This is a genomic window from Streptomyces sp. NBC_01142 (assembly GCF_026341125.1).
Lineage (GTDB): Bacteria > Actinomycetota > Actinomycetes > Streptomycetales > Streptomycetaceae > Streptomyces.
The window spans coordinates 2,711,945-2,725,956 of sequence record NZ_JAPEOR010000002.1 but is presented as its reverse complement, the minus strand read 5'-3'; the positions used below and the strand labels follow the sequence as shown (position 1 = coordinate 2,725,956).

Genomic DNA, 14,012 nt, shown 5'->3' with positions numbered 1-14,012 from the left:
CCCGGACGGGACGTACGGGACGGGATGTACGGACGGGATGTACGGACGGGGACGGGACGTACGGACGGGGACGGGATGTACGGACTCCGGGCACGAACGTACGGATGCCGGGCCGGCCCGGACCGTTGGGCACGCTCCGCGGTACCGGAGATCACCCAGGGCCCGGGGAGTCCGCCCGCATAGGATCAAGGATGTGGACCAGCGAACTCTCGTACGCATACGTGCCCTGGCGCCCGCCGCCGCCCTGCTGCTCCTGACGGGCTGCACGGACGGCGCTACCGGCGTCCAGGGAAAGCCGGGCGCCGCGGGCGTCCGCGATCCGTACTTCCCCAAGCTCGGCAACGGCGGTTACGACGTCCAGCACTACGCCCTGACCCTCGACGTCGACCCGGACACGGGCCGTCTGAAGGGCACCGCCGAGATCACCGCCCGCGCCACCCAGGACCTGAGCGCCTTCAACCTCGACCTGCACGGGATGACGGTCGACGGCGCGACCGTCGACGGTGAGAAGGCCGCCGCCAACCGGGCCGGCGACGAGCTGACACTGCGCCCGCACCGCGACCTCGACAAGGGCAGGACCTTCCGCACCGTCGTCCGCTACTCCGGCGTCCCGAAGACGATCACGGACGACGACGACACGGAGGAAGGCTGGCTGAAGACCGCGGACGGCGCGCTCGCGGTCGGGGAGCCCACCGGGTCGATGGCCTGGTTCCCCGGCAATCACCACCCGTCGGACAAGGCGACGTACGACATCACGGTGACGGTGCCCAAGGAGCTGGAGGCCATCTCCAACGGTGAGTTGAAGAGCCGGCGGACGAAGAGCGAGGGGGCGAAGGGCGAGCGCACCACCTTCGCCTGGCACACGGGGGAGCCGATGGCGAGCTATCTCGCCACGCTCGCGATCGGCGACTACCGGGTCAAGGCTTCCCGTACCCCCGCCGGACTGCCGGTCCTCACCGCCGCCGACCCGGCCGTGGCCGGACGCAGCGCGGCTCTCCTCGCCAGGATCCCCGAGATCATGGAGTGGGGTACGGAGAACTTCGGCCCGTACCCCTTCTCCTCCACCGGCGCGATCGTCGTGCCGGACGGCGAGGTCGGCTACGCCCTGGAGACCCAGAACAGGCCCGTCTTCCCCGAGGGACAGTTCGACACCGAGACCCTCGTCCATGAGCTGGCCCACCAGTGGTACGGCAACTCCGTGACCCCCGAGTCATGGAAGGACATGTGGCTCAACGAAGGCTTCGCCACCTACGCGGAGTGGATCTGGGCCGAGGACTTCGAGGACGTACCGGCCCAGAAGAGCTTTGACAAGGAATTCGCAAAAGCGGACAACTGGGCTTTCCCGCCCGCCGATCCGCCCACCGCGGCGGACATCTCCGAGTCTCCGGTGTACGGGCGCGGCGCGATGGTGCTGCACAAGGTGCGTCAGGCGGTCGGTGACGACGCGTTCTACGAGATCCTGCAGGGCTGGGCGAAGAAGAACCGCCACGCCAACGCCTCCACCGACGACTTCACGGCGTACGTCGAGGAGAAGGCCGGCAAGGATCTGACCGGGCTCTGGGACACCTGGCTCTACGGCAAGGACAAGCCGGAACAGCCCTAGGGAATGACAGGGCCCCGGCCGCCGCGTCTCCGTGGCGGCCGGGGCCCTGTCACCGATACGTCTGTCTGTACGTCGATCTGTGCCTCGACCGGTACGGCGCAGGCGTCAGACGTGTCAGACGTTGACTCGGACGGGTCAGAGGTTGACGCCGAAGTCGCGGGCGATGCCCTCCAGGCCCGAGGCGTAACCCTGGCCGACGGCACGGAACTTCCACTCCGCGCCGTTGCGGTAGAGCTCGCCGAAGACCATCGCGGTCTCGGTGGCGGCGTCCTCGCTGAGGTCGTAGCGGGCGAGCTCGGCGCCACCGGCCTGGTTGACGATGCGGATGTAGGCGTTCCGCACCTGGCCGAAGTTCTGGCTGCGGGTCACGGCGTCGTAGATCGAGACCGGGAAGACGATCTTGTCGACGTCGGCCGGCAGACCCGCCAGGTTGACGTTGATCTGCTCGTCGTCGCCGCCGCCCTCGCCGGTGCGGTTGTCACCGGTGTGGACGATGGTCTGGTCCGGCGTGGCCTTGTTGTTGAAGAAGACGAAGTGGGCGTCGGAGGCCACCTTGCCGCCGGGGTTCACACCGATCGCCGAGGCGTCGAGGTCGAAGTCGGTGCCGGTGGTGGTGCGGACGTCCCAGCCGAGGCCGACCGTGACGGCGGTCAGGCCCGGTGCCTCCTTGGTGAGCGAGACGTTGCCGCCCTTGGACAGGCTTACTGCCATGGGGAAGTCCCCTTCGTGATCGAGTGCGCGGGCTATGAGCCCTTTCCGAAAGCTACCGTCACCCGTCATAACGCAGGCAGGGGACCGCGAGGTTCCACCCCGTCTTTGCTTTCTTTACCGGGCTTTCGGGGTGTTCCGGTCTATTTTGGCCGGGAGTGCCGAAAAGAGAGTGACGCGAACGGCGCGGGCACGCGACCATGGGACACATGTCCGGGCCCTACATCATCCGCGGTTCGGTCTCCCTGCCGGAGGCCGAGCTCATCTGGCGTTTCTCGCGGTCGTCGGGGCCCGGCGGCCAGCACGTCAACACCAGCGACTCGCAGGTGGAGCTCCGCTTCGACCTCGCCAGGACCGAGGCGCTGCCGCCGGTGTGGAAGGAGCGGGCGCTGGAGCGCCTCGCGAGCCGGCTGGTGGGTGGGGTCGTCGCCGTACGGGCGTCGGAACACCGCTCCCAGTGGCGCAACCGTGAGACCGCCGCGGTCCGACTCGCCTCGCTGCTGGCCGAGGCGACGGCGCCGCCGCCGCGGCCGCGCCGCCCCACGAGGATCCCGCGGGGCATCAACGAACGCCGCCTGCGCGAGAAGAAGCAGCGCGCCGAGACGAAGCGCGGCCGCACGGGCCGCGACTGGTAGCCGGGTCCGCACCGGCCCTACTCCGCACCGGCCCACCCGCACCGGCCCCCCGCGGCCGGGAGCCTCACCCGCGGTCGGCCGAGTCCGGCCGGGCTCGCGCGAGGCTTACCCCAACTGCCGGTACCGGCCCTGGAAATACGTCAGCGGGCCGCCGTCCCCGCTCGGCAGGTCCACGTTCAGCACCCGGCCGATCACCAGCGTGTGGTCGCCCGCCTCCATCCGCTGTTCCGTACGGCACTCCAGCGTTGCCAGCGCGCCCCGGACCAGCAGTGCCCCGGACACCTCGCCCCTTGTGTACGGGATGTCCTCGAAGAGCAGCCGATCGCTGACCCGCCCCTTCATGGAGAAGCGCCCGGCGATGTGCCGCTGGCTCTCCGAGAGCACCGAGACGCCCCACAACGGCTGTTCGGCCAGCAGGTCGTCCATGCGGGAGCCGTTGCGCAGGCTCACCAGCACCAGAGGTGGGTCCAGGGACACCGACATGAACGCTGTCGCGGTCATGCCGGCGTCCGCGCCGTGCGGGCCGTCGTCGGGGTCGTGCGCGGTCACCAGCACCACACCGGCGGCCAGTCGCGACATGGCCGCGCGGAACTCCTCGTTGCTCACCCCCTCAGCATGGGGGATGGCAACAGGGGCGGGAGTGGGGGTCGTCTGCAACACACGAGGAACGCTAGTCCCGGCCGTCCGGCGCCCGCATCGGGCCAGGGAACCAGCCGGGTCCTAGGACCAAGGGCACGCCCCGGCCGGACCACAGGCACGCGCCCCGGCCGGACCAAGGGCACGCCCCGCCGGACAACGGGCACGCGCCCCGGTCGTGCCCTCGTACTGCCCCGGTATCGTTTCGCGTTCAAGAAACCGATGGAGCGCTCCCATGTGACGCTCGCAACCCTTCATCATCTGATGTGACTTGAGTCACAGAGTGCGGTAATTGTTGACCCTGTGTACCGAGTGAGCAGCTCGCTGTGATTCAGTGGCCGTGATACCGCATCAAGAACGCTGATGAGAACCCTGGAGTTGCTGTCGAGGTCTCGGGGAGAGCGAGCAATGGAGACCGAGTCGGAGCCCTACGTCCGTCTTGCGACCCTGCGGCAGCTGCATCAGGTCGTCGCTGAGCTCAACACGGCCCGGAGCCTGGCCGACACTCTGCAGACCGTCGCCGACGGCGTCATCGCCGGACTCGGCTACGAGCTGGCCTGCGTCAATCTCGTACGCCCCGACGGCGATCTCGTGGTCGCCGCGTTCGCCGGCAGCGCCGCCGCCGAAGCCCTGATCACCGGACGCGTCGGCTCCCGCCCCTCCTGGGAACGCCGTCTGTCCATGGGCGAGGCCTGGGGCGAGCTCCGCTTCATACCGCACACCGAGGGCTGGGTCCTCATAGAGGACGACGTCCCGCAGTGGCACACCGAGGGCCCCGACCCCCGCTTCGAGGACGAGTGGCACCCGCAGGACCGTCTCTACGCCCCCATGTACGCATCGGGCGGCGGCCGTGAACTGCTCGGCGTGATATCCGTCGACCGGCCGCGCAACGGCCGCAGGCCCGGGCCCTGGGGTCAGGAAGCGCTCCAGATGTACGCCTCCCAGGCGGCGATCGCGATCAGCAACGCCCGGCTGCGCTCCAACATGCAGCGCGCCCTGGTCCGCCTCGAGCGTGAGCAGCAGGCTCTGCGCGCCAGTGAGGAATCCTTCCGCCAGGCCTTCGAGTACGCACCCAGCGGTATGGCCATCGCCGAGATGGGCGGCGACCAGCACGGCCGGCTGCTGCGCACGAACGACGCGCTCTGCCGGCTGCTCGGCCGCCCCGCCTCCGCGATGCGCCGCTACTCCTTCGCCGACCTCGTCCACCCCGAGGACGTCGGCACTCTGCTGCGTACGTCCGCCGAGGGCGGGCGTGCCGAGCTGCGTCTCGGCCGCCGCGACGGCACCTATGTCTGGGTCTCGCTGCGCAACTCCGTCGTCGCCGACACCGCGGACGGCCCCCGGTTTCTCCTCACCCACGTCGAGGACATCGAGGAGCGCAAGCGCCACGAGCTGCAGCTCGCCCACCGTGCCTCGCACGACTCGCTCACCGGCCTGCCCAACAGCGCCGAGCTGCGCGCCCGGCTCAGCTCCCGGCTGTGCGAGCGGCCGCACGCGGCCCGCGCCACGGCGATCGAGGCGCTGGACGCGGCGTACGACGGGTACGACGGCGCGGATGCCGCTGACGGCGGGCGCATCTTCCGCAGTGACGGATTCGACATCGAACCGGCGGGTCCGTACGACCATGTCCACACCGTCGCGCCCGACACCGAGGTGGACGACGGGGCCAAGGGGCTCGCCGTCCTCTTCTGTGATCTTGACGGCTTCAAGTCGATCAACGACCGCTTCGGGCACCAGACGGGTGATGCGGTGCTGGTGGAGGTCGCGCGCCGGCTCACCACCGGCGTACGCGACAACGACACCGTCGCCCGGCTCGGCGGTGACGAGTTCGTCGTTCTGGCCGACGGCCTGGGCGCGGCCGACGCCGCCGACCTGGCAGTACGTCTGCGGAACGCGATCATCGTGCCGATCAGGGTGGGCGGCCGCGGAGTCCGGGTCGGGGCCAGCTTCGGTATCGGATGGGCAAGTTGCGGGATGTCCGTCGAGGAGGTCCTGCAATCCGCGGATCAGCGGATGTATATCGAGAAGCGATCCCGGGCGAAGGTGCACCGGCGGGCGGGCTGAGGCCGACGCCACCCTTTTGCTTACGCCGAACCGGGTAGGCTCGCCGCGTCGGCGATGTGCTGACGACATGGTGAGGAGTGACTAGGGATGACGGCCGCGAACAACGGCGCGAGCACGCCCGAGGACGACGATCCGTTCGGCTATCTGTACGAGGACGGGCAGGCGGCGGGCGCAACACCGCCCGGCCAGGGCCGCGGCTACGGCTACCCGGGTCCGGCAGCGCAGCCGGGGGTCCCCAGAACCTCGTACAACCAGGTACGGACGGTCGGCGAGCGCCAGTACGGCGGTCCGCAGCAGCAGTACGGCCAGCAGGTCCCGCACCAGCAGGCCTACGGCCAGCAGGGTGCCCAGCAGCCGACCGCGCACTACGCGGCACCCGAGACGTACCCCGGTGGCGCCCCCACCCGCCAGACGCCGCAGCAGCAGGGCGGTGGCCGCAGCGGCGGCCCCAACACCAGGGGCCTGCTGATCGGCGCGGTCGCGGTGGTCGCGGTGGTCGTCATCGGCATCGCCGCGGCGCTCATGACGAGCGGCGACAAGGACGACAAGGGCGGCGCCCAGGCCGGGAACACCGGCGGGGGCTCGACCGCGGGCCAGTCGGTGAAGCCCAGCGACAAGCCGAAGCCCGAGGAGAAGCCGCAGGAGCTGCCGAAGCAGGACGCGGCGACGCTGAAGCTGGGGCCGCCCGCGGCCCTGGCGACGGACATCAAGGGCGCGGAGGGCGCGGACGGCGCGTATGTGACGTTCAACGGGGTCGGCGGCTCGGCCAGCTGGTCGGTCGACGTGCCCGAGGCGGGCGAGTACACGATGTTCATCACGTACAGCGTGCCGGGCAAGGATGCCAAGACCTCGCTCACGATCAACGGTCAGACGCCCCGCTCCATCAACATGTCGAATTTCGCGAAGGCTGCAGAGGGCGACTGGGAGAAGGGCTGGACGCGCACGTACGCCTACGTGAACCTGCAGCAGGGGAAGAACGACCTCAAGATCTCCTGCGAGCAGGGTGATCAGTGCGAGGCCTTCCTCGACCAGGTCGCCCTGAAGCAGGGCCAGGTCGGAAGCTGAAACATCACTCGGTGAGTGCGCGGAAGCTCGGTTGCCCCGTCGGGATGTACGGACGGGGCAACCATGAGCACTGAGGATGTTGCGAACGAGCTCAGTCGGTAGTGCCTGAGCTCCCCTTTTCCCGCTACCCCGTTTTCTTCGCTGGTGTCTACCAGTCAGTGCAGTAGTTCACGAGCTTGTCCCCCTTGAACCGGGCCGTCTGTACTCCGATGACGAAGAGGCCTCTGTCATAGGAAGCCGTCGTCTTCCATCTCTTCGTGGTGTCGGTGGCGCCGGTGTTGGAGCGCCACGGCCAATTCTTGACGGTTCCCCGCACGTCCTTGGACACGAGGCGAACTCGAACGTGAGCCCCGTCGGCCGTCGTGTCGGTCGCGTAGTGTCTCGTGATTCTGTTCATGTCAGTTCGAGTTGTTATTGACGAGTTTCTTCACGTTGGTCGCGACGAGTCGGACCTTCGCGAGGACCTCGCCGGAGGTCGCGGTCCAGGTGAACGGTTTCGCTGTCGTGTTCCAGGAGTTGATGTAGTCGCGGATCTGTTTGATCAGGACGTTGACGCTGGAGAACGTGCCGCGGCGGATGGATTGCCGGGTGAGGATTCCGAACCAGATCTCGATCTGGTTCAGCCACGAAGAACCGACGGGAGTGAAATGGAAGTGGACTTGCCGGTTCTTGACCAGCCACTCCTTGACCTCGGGTGTGGTGTGCGTCGAGAGGTTGTCCAGGACGACATGGATGTCCTTCCCGGCGTACGGTTTCACCGCCTTCTTCAAGAAGGCCAGGAAATCCTTGCCGTTCCGGGTCGGCCTGCACTCGCCGAGCACTTCACCGGTGGTCACGTTCAGGGCGGCGAACAGGTTCGTGGTGCCGTGCCGGACGTAGTCGGCGGTGCGCTGCTCGCTCGCCGCGAAGGCGACCGGCAGCACCGGCTGGGTCCGGTCCAGAGCCTGGATCTGCGTCTTCTCGTCGATCGAGAGGACCACCGCGCCACCCGGCGGAGCCAGATACAGGCCGATCACATCGGCCACTTTCTCCGCGAACGCGGGGTCTTTGGAAATCTTGAAGGTACCCAACCGGTGCGGCTTCAGGCTCTCCTCCCGCCAGACGCGCGCAATGTAGTGCCAGGACACGGTGATGTTCTCGGCCCGCTCCAGATACTTCGCCAACTCCCGCGTGGACCAGTGCGAAAGCCCCGTACGGTCCGGCGGCGTCATGCGCGTCAGCGCAATCACCCGGGCCCGCACCCGCGCCGGCACCTGCTCCCGCGCGCCACCAGGACGCTCACCTTCCAGCCCGGCCAGGCCCTGCTCGGCATAGCGGATCTTCCAGCGGTCCACGGTCGGCAGCGACACCCCGAGCAGCTCGGCAATGTCCTTGCGCCGACGCCCCTCACTCGACCACAGCACGATCCGGCCCCGCGTTGCCATGTCCGCAGGAACATCCCGACTGTTCACCAACTCCCGCAACTCGGCGGCCTGTTCCACGGAGAGCTCCACACCAGAAGACCCTGCCATACAAGATCAAGTAACGCTGACGGAATCACGAGACAGTAGATGGAGAGGTTTATCTTGGCGTCCGGCCCGTGCCAATTGCTGAACTCGTAGCCGCCGGAAGCGCCCGTTGTGCTGCACCCCCGGTATCCACTGAATCCCGCCGCCTGGGCGGAGCCCGCCATTGACACGGTCAGCGCCAACGCCGCAGTGGCCGCTGCTCCCGCTGTGAGGACTTTCCCGCGCATCAGTTCCCCTTGGTAGAACGCTTGGTCGATCATGATCCTATTGGGAAGATCAAATGACACGTAACTGTTTAGGGGTTTGAGCTGGTTGCGGGCAGCATCCATGGCTATCCGGCGGACAGGCCGCGTAGGGCGGTGAGGGGGGTTGATGCCGTGTTTGCGGACGGTGGAGATGTGGGAGCGGATCCGGGCGAAGCGCCTGGCGCCGGTCAGGGTCCGCCAGGATCCGGAGATCTTCTGTTGTGTCTTGATCATCCGTAGATCGCGTTCGGCCTGGTTGTTGTCGAAGGGGACGGTGAAGTCGGTCATGCCGGGTGGTGATCGAGTATCACGTCGGGATCGGCGACCTGCTCCAGCCAGCCGCCCGGATCGCCCTTGGCCCGGCCCGGTTTGCAGCCCGAACGATGCCGCGGAGATTTCGGCGCGGGCTTCTTGCCGAGCCCGTCAAATGGACGGCGGCTTGGAGGAGTTGCGCGAGAGCCGATGCGACCTGCCGCTCCAGCTCCGCGATCCGCTCCGCCTGCTCGGCGTTCCTCGCGGTCAGCTCCGCGATCGTCGCCGCTTGGGCGGACACCAACAGCTTCAGCTCCACCACCAGCGCGGCAAGCTCCTCGTACGAGGGCGGCGGCGGGGCCTACCCGACCGTCAACAACTTCCTGACACCGCATCACCTCAGCTCATACGCGGTCCAAAACAGTCACAATGACACCGCGTCCGTAAGCGGGGCGGCGAGTCCTCAGCGATGGAGCCCTGGGAGCAGCGCCAGGAAGCCCGCCACCGTCCCGGCCATCGCCTCGCGAGCCGGGACGAGGTATTTCCGGGGGTCGACCGTCGAGGGACTGGCCTCCAGGTAGGCCCGTACGGCGCCGGTGAAGGCGGTGTTCAGGGCCGTACCGACGTTTATCTTGACCATGCCGGCGGCGACCGCCTTCCGGATCTCCTCGTCCGGTACACCGCTCGAACCGTGCAGCACCAGCGGTACGGGGACGGCGTCGCGCAGCTGGCCGATCAGTGCGTGGTCCAGGGCCGCCGTGCGCTCCGTCATCGCGTGCGAGGAGCCCACCGCGACGGCCAGGGCGTCCACACCGGTGTCCGCGACGTAGGACACGGCCTCGTCCGGGTCCGTGCGGACGCCCGGGGTGTGGGCGTCCAGGGGTGCCTCGCCCTCCTTGCCGCCGACCTTGCCCAGTTCCGCCTCGACCCAGATGCCGCGCTCGTGGCCCCAGCGGACCGCGTCCGCCGTGGCCTTGATGTTCTCGGCGTACGACAGCCTCGAGGCGTCGAACATCACCGAGCTGAAGCCCGCGTCGTGTGCCGCTCGCAGCAGGTCCGCGGAGACCACATGGTCGAGGTGGAGGGAGAGCGGGGCGGAGGAGGCGCGGGCGACCGCGGCCATGGCGGCGGCGATCGCGGAGAGGGCACCGCCGTGGAACTTCACCGCGTTCTCCGACACCTGCAGGATCGCGGGTGCGCCCGCCTGCTCGGCGCCGGCGGCGATGGCCTCCGCGTGTTCGAGCGTGATGACGTTGAACGCGGCGACAGCGCGGGATTCGGCCGCGGCGGCAGAGACGAGGTCACCTGTGCTGACGAGTGGCATGGCGCCTTCCCATTCCGGGGCCGTACGGCCCCCTTGTCACGCTGCTTCCGCGTGCTCGGTCACCGCGATGCGCGGCAGCAGGTCCTCGTACGCGGCGAGGTCGAACTCGCCCGCCGCCGGGGCCAGTACGGTCGCCGCCGACAGTGCGACCGCCCGGGAGAGGCGTTCGGGCCAGGGGAGTCGTTCCACCAGCCCGGAGAGCAGACCGGCCACCGCGGAGTCGCCCGCGCCCGTCGGATTGCCCTTCACCGGCGCGGGCGGGACCGCCTGCCAGACGCCGTCCGGGGTGGCGGCGAGTACGCCCTGCGGGCCGAGCGAGGAGACGACCGCGTGCGCCCCGCGGCGGCGGGCGTCGCGGGTGGCGCGCAGCGGTTCGCGGGAGCCGGTGAGCTGGGCGAGCTCGTCGGCGTTGGGCTTGACCAGGTCCGGGCGGGCGGCGATGCCGCGGCGCAGCGGTTCGCCGCTGGTGTCGAGGAGCACGGGGACGTGTGCGGCGCGGGCCCGGCGGATCAGGTCGGCGTACGCGCCCACATGGATGCCGGGCGGCAGGCTGCCGCACAGCGCGACGGCGTCGGCCTCCCGCAGCAGCGATCCGTACGTCTCCAGGAAGGCGGCCCACTCCTCGGTGGTGACGGTGGGGCCGGGCTCGTTCAGCTGGGTGGTGTCGCCGCTCGCGTCGTCGACGACGGCCAGGGTACGGCGGGTGCTCCCGGCGATCGGGACGAGCGCGTCATGGGGTGCGAGAGGGGCCAGCAGATCGCGCAGTACGGCCCCGGTGGCCCCGCCGGCGTAGCCGGTGACGACACTCTCGTGGCCGAGCGCGGCGAGCACACGGGCGACGTTGAGGCCCTTGCCGCCGGGGCGCTCGCGGACCTCGCGGACGCGGTGGCTCGCGTGCGGGGTCAGCGCGGGGACCCGGTAGGTGATGTCGAGAGCGGTGTTGAGCGTGACCGTCAGGATCACCCGTAGACACCCCCCGGAGACGTGCTGGCCGTGTTCGTACGGGGCCTGATCATGCCAAACGGAAGGCGGTTGGCCCAGCCCCCGACGCAGTCCCGGTCCAACCCGCCTTGCCCTAACATGCCGCTAAATCACCCTACTTGTGGGTCAATCACCCATTCGCCCTTGCGCATCACGCCCTTGAGCGTGAACGTCGCGTCGAGAACCACCAGGTCGGCGTCTTTGCCGGGCTCCAGTGAGCCGACCGTGTCGTACATGCCGAGCAGCTTCGCCGGGTTGGCGGAGATGGCCCGGACGATGTCCTCGACCGGCAGCCGGTCGATGGTGGCCGCGCGCCTGAAGGCGGTGTCCAGGGTGAGCGTGGAGCCCGCGATCGAGCCGCCCTCCACCAGCCGGGCCACCCCGTCCTTGACCTCGACGGCGAGCGGGCCGAGTTCGTAGCGGCCGTCGCCGAAGCCCGCCGCGTCCATGGCGTCCGTGATGAAGGCGACCCGGCCCGCGCCCGCGCGGTGGAAGGCGAGCTCCAGGGCGGCGGGGTGCAGATGCGTGCCGTCGTTGATCAGCTCGACCGTGATCCGCTCGTCCTCGAGGAGCGCGGCGATCGGGCCCGGCGCGCGATGGCCGAGGGCGGGCATCGCGTTGAAGAGATGGGTCGCCACGGTCGCGCCCGCGTCGATCGCCTCGACGGTCTGTTCGTACGTCGCGTCCGTGTGGCCGATCGCGGCGATCACGCCGTGCTCGGCGAGCAGCCGTACGGAGTCGATGCCGCCGGGCAGTTCGGTGGCGAGGGTCACCATCCTCGCCGTACCGCGCGCCGCGTCGATCAGCTTCCTGACCTCCGCCGGGTCGGGGTCGCGCAGTAGTTCCTCGCTGTGCGCGCCCTTGCGGCACGGCGAGATGAACGGTCCCTCGAAGTGGATGCCCGCCAGGTCGCCCTGCTCGACGAGCTCGGACAGGAATCCGGCCCGGTGGGCGAGGAAGTCCATCTCACCGGTGACGGTGGAGGCCACGAGGGTGGTGGTGCCATGCTCGCGGTGGGTTGCCACGCCCTTCAGTACGTCCTCGGCGCCGCCGGAGGTGAAGGAGGCGCCGCCGCCGCCGTGGTTGTGGATGTCGACGAAGCCGGGGACGACCCAGTGGCCGGACAGGTCGCGGGCGGGGGCGTCGGCGGGCGCCGCGCCGACGATCTTCCGGCCTTCGACGATGACCCGCCCGTTCTCGACGACCCCGGTCGGCAGTACCACCCGGGCGCCGGCGAGAACGGTGCTTCCGGCGCGGGCGGCGCTTGCGGCGCGTGCGGCGCGTGCGGCCATTAGTCGGTTACCTCCGAGTCGATGGCGAGCAGATCCCAGGCGAGCAGCCCTGCGCCCAGGCAGCCGGCAGTGTCCCCGAGGGCCGCCGGGACGATGGCGGGCAGCTTCTGGAACGTGACTCGCTCCTCGACCGCGGCCCGAAGTGGTGTGAACAAGGTTTCCCCTGCCTCGGCGAGACCGCCACCGATGATCAGGGTGCGGGGGTCGAGGAGGGTGAGCGCGGTGACGAGCCCGTCGGCGAGGGCGCCGATGGCGTTCTGCCAGACCCGTACGGCCCTCTCGTCGCCCGACGCGACGGCCTTCGCGCAGTCGGCGGCGTCCGCGTCCGCGTCGCCGGAGGCCTCCGCCCAGGCCTTTGTCACCGCGGCGGCGGAGGCGAGGGTCTCGAGGCAGCCGCGTTGGCCGCAGCCGCAGGCGGGGCCCTGTGGCCGCACCACGATGTGGCCGATCTCGCCGGCAGACCCGTGGGCGCCGGCCTCGATCGCCCCGGCGACACCGATGGCCCCGGCGATGCCGGTGCCGAGCGCCACGAACAGGAACCGGTCGGCGCCCTTGCCGGCCCCGATCCGGCCCTCGGCGAGGCCGCCGGTCCGGACGTCGTGCCCGAGGGCGACGGGTACGCCGCCGAGCCGCTCGGCGAGTTGCGCTCTGAGCGGCACATCGCGCCAGCCGAGGTTGGCGGCGTAGACGGCGATGCCGCGGTCGGCGTCGACGATGCCGGGGACGGCGACTCCGGCGGCCTCGGCGGGCTCGCCGAGGTGTTCGGAGCCGTGCGCGTGCAGCTCGGCGGCGAAACCGAGGACGGAATCGACGACGGCGTCGGCCCCGCGCTCCCGCCCGGTCGCGCGCCGCGCCTCGTACAGCAGCGTCCCGTCCACCCCGACGAGGGCGGCCTTCATCCCGGTGCCGCCCACATCGAGGGCGATGACGTGTCTCACGTGCACAGTCTGGCGCGTACACCCAGGAAAGGTCTAGTCCACTACGACGGATTGTTGCGGACGCATACAAAACGGGGCCCTGGAGGGGGAAGCGTGTTCGGTGACCGTGGGCTTGTTCCCCCACCCCGCCCCTTCCCGAACTGGGGGCGGTGCCCCCAGCCCCCCGTGGGGGTGCGGGGGCTGACGCCCGCACCCCCACCGCTCCGGCGGCTTCGCCGCGGAGCCCGAGAAACAGGGGCCGCTGGTGCCGTGCGGCGGGGCGTGGCGGTTGACGCTCCCGCACCCCCCACCACGCTGCGGCTTCGCGTCGCCGCATCCGGCTCGGCGGGGACTTTCGAGGTGTGAGGGCTGCCGGACCCGCACCACAGGGGCGGGCCCACACCCATTTCCCGTTCTGGTAGGGAGGGGCCGTGGAGGGTCGTCCCCGCAGGGGATTGGCGGCAGGACCGGGCCCACTAAGACAGGGCCCTGTATGCCGCCGACTCCGAGGAGTCGAGCCCGGAGGGGCCCCGGAGCCCGCACTGGACAGGGCCCCGCGCCACGGGCCCGAGCCACCCGCGCCCGCGCCAAGGCAGGCCCCCGAGCCACGGGCTGGCCCACGCCCGTCCCGTTCCGCTGGGGGAGGGGCCGTGCAGGGTCGTCCCCGCAGGGGATTGGCGGCAGGACCCGGCCCGCGAAATCGGGGCCCTGTATGCCGCCGACTCCGAGGAGTCGAGCCCGGAGGGGCCCCGGAGCCCGCACTGGACAGGGCCCCGCGCCAC

Annotated in this window: 13 protein-coding genes and 1 pseudogene; 4 read left to right on the top strand and 10 right to left on the bottom strand. The window is 70.0% G+C overall.

Features of this window, described 5'->3' with window-relative positions; genetic code table 11:
- Positions 1-226: 226 nt before the first annotated feature.
- Positions 227-1,603 (top strand): M1 family metallopeptidase, encoded by a 1,377-nt coding sequence (locus tag OG883_RS29865; protein WP_266549588.1) that lies wholly within the window; start codon positions 227-229, stop codon positions 1,601-1,603.
- A gap of 135 nt (positions 1,604-1,738) precedes the next feature.
- Here OG883_RS29865 and OG883_RS29860 read toward each other — a convergent pair whose 3' ends face one another.
- Positions 1,739-2,314: a TerD family protein gene (locus tag OG883_RS29860; protein ID WP_266547139.1), complete on the bottom strand. Its 576-nt coding sequence runs from the start codon at positions 2,312-2,314 to the stop codon at positions 1,739-1,741.
- A 197-nt stretch (positions 2,315-2,511) separates the two neighbouring features.
- Between OG883_RS29860 and arfB the strand changes: the two genes are divergently transcribed.
- Positions 2,512-2,946 (top strand): alternative ribosome rescue aminoacyl-tRNA hydrolase ArfB, encoded by a 435-nt coding sequence (arfB, locus tag OG883_RS29855; RefSeq protein WP_266547137.1) that lies wholly within the window; start codon positions 2,512-2,514, stop codon positions 2,944-2,946.
- Positions 2,947-3,051: 105 nt separating this feature from the next.
- On the opposite strand, the gene OG883_RS29850 is transcribed toward arfB, so the two are convergent.
- The gene (locus tag OG883_RS29850; RefSeq protein ID WP_266547135.1) at positions 3,052-3,606 is read right to left on the bottom strand and encodes a flavin reductase family protein; all 555 of its coding nucleotides are present in this window, start codon (positions 3,604-3,606) and stop codon (positions 3,052-3,054) included.
- 384 nt (positions 3,607-3,990) lie between these two features.
- On the opposite strand from OG883_RS29850, the gene cdgB reads away from it, so the two are divergent.
- Together cdgB and OG883_RS29840 are read left to right on the top strand one after the other, a co-directional pair.
- Complete coding sequence (gene cdgB / locus OG883_RS29845) at positions 3,991-5,646, top strand: diguanylate cyclase CdgB (protein ID WP_266547133.1); 1,656 nt, start codon at positions 3,991-3,993, stop codon at positions 5,644-5,646.
- An 87-nt stretch (positions 5,647-5,733) separates the two neighbouring features.
- Positions 5,734-6,711: a CBM35 domain-containing protein gene (locus OG883_RS29840; protein ID WP_266547131.1), complete on the top strand. Its 978-nt coding sequence runs from the start codon at positions 5,734-5,736 to the stop codon at positions 6,709-6,711.
- A gap of 148 nt (positions 6,712-6,859) precedes the next feature.
- Here the strand turns inward: OG883_RS29840 and OG883_RS29835 are convergent, their stop codons facing one another.
- The 8 genes and pseudogenes from OG883_RS29835 to OG883_RS29800 all read right to left on the bottom strand — a co-directional run bounded on the left by OG883_RS29835 (position 6,860) and on the right by OG883_RS29800 (position 13,251).
- Positions 6,860-7,039 (bottom strand): hypothetical protein, encoded by a 180-nt coding sequence (locus OG883_RS29835; protein WP_266547119.1) that lies wholly within the window; start codon positions 7,037-7,039, stop codon positions 6,860-6,862.
- A gap of 70 nt (positions 7,040-7,109) precedes the next feature.
- Positions 7,110-8,222: an IS630 family transposase gene (locus tag OG883_RS29830; RefSeq protein ID WP_266540984.1), complete on the bottom strand. Its 1,113-nt coding sequence runs from the start codon at positions 8,220-8,222 to the stop codon at positions 7,110-7,112.
- A 365-nt stretch (positions 8,223-8,587) separates the two neighbouring features.
- Positions 8,588-8,752 (bottom strand): annotated as a pseudogene (locus tag OG883_RS29825) (transposase); the annotation flags it as partial.
- A gap of 19 nt (positions 8,753-8,771) precedes the next feature.
- Positions 8,772-9,038 carry a hypothetical protein gene (locus OG883_RS29820; protein ID WP_266547116.1) on the bottom strand — a complete coding sequence of 89 codons (267 nt, stop codon included), beginning with the start codon at positions 9,036-9,038 and terminating at the stop codon, positions 8,772-8,774.
- A gap of 141 nt (positions 9,039-9,179) precedes the next feature.
- Positions 9,180-10,040, bottom strand: coding sequence for a class II fructose-bisphosphate aldolase (locus OG883_RS29815; RefSeq protein ID WP_266547113.1), 861 nt, complete (start codon positions 10,038-10,040; stop codon positions 9,180-9,182).
- Positions 10,041-10,076: 36 nt separating this feature from the next.
- A complete protein-coding gene (locus OG883_RS29810; protein ID WP_266547110.1) occupies positions 10,077-11,003 on the bottom strand; it encodes a 1-phosphofructokinase family hexose kinase in 927 nt (308 codons plus the stop codon).
- Positions 11,004-11,131: 128 nt separating this feature from the next.
- Positions 11,132-12,313, bottom strand: a complete 1,182-nt coding sequence (nagA, locus tag OG883_RS29805; protein WP_266547107.1) for an N-acetylglucosamine-6-phosphate deacetylase — start codon at positions 12,311-12,313, stop codon at positions 11,132-11,134.
- On the bottom strand, positions 12,313-13,251 hold the full coding sequence (locus OG883_RS29800; RefSeq protein ID WP_266547104.1) for an ROK family protein: 939 nt from the start codon (positions 13,249-13,251) through the stop codon (positions 12,313-12,315). The genes nagA and OG883_RS29800 overlap by 1 nt, the downstream gene beginning before the upstream one ends.
- Positions 13,252-14,012 lie beyond the last annotated feature (761 nt).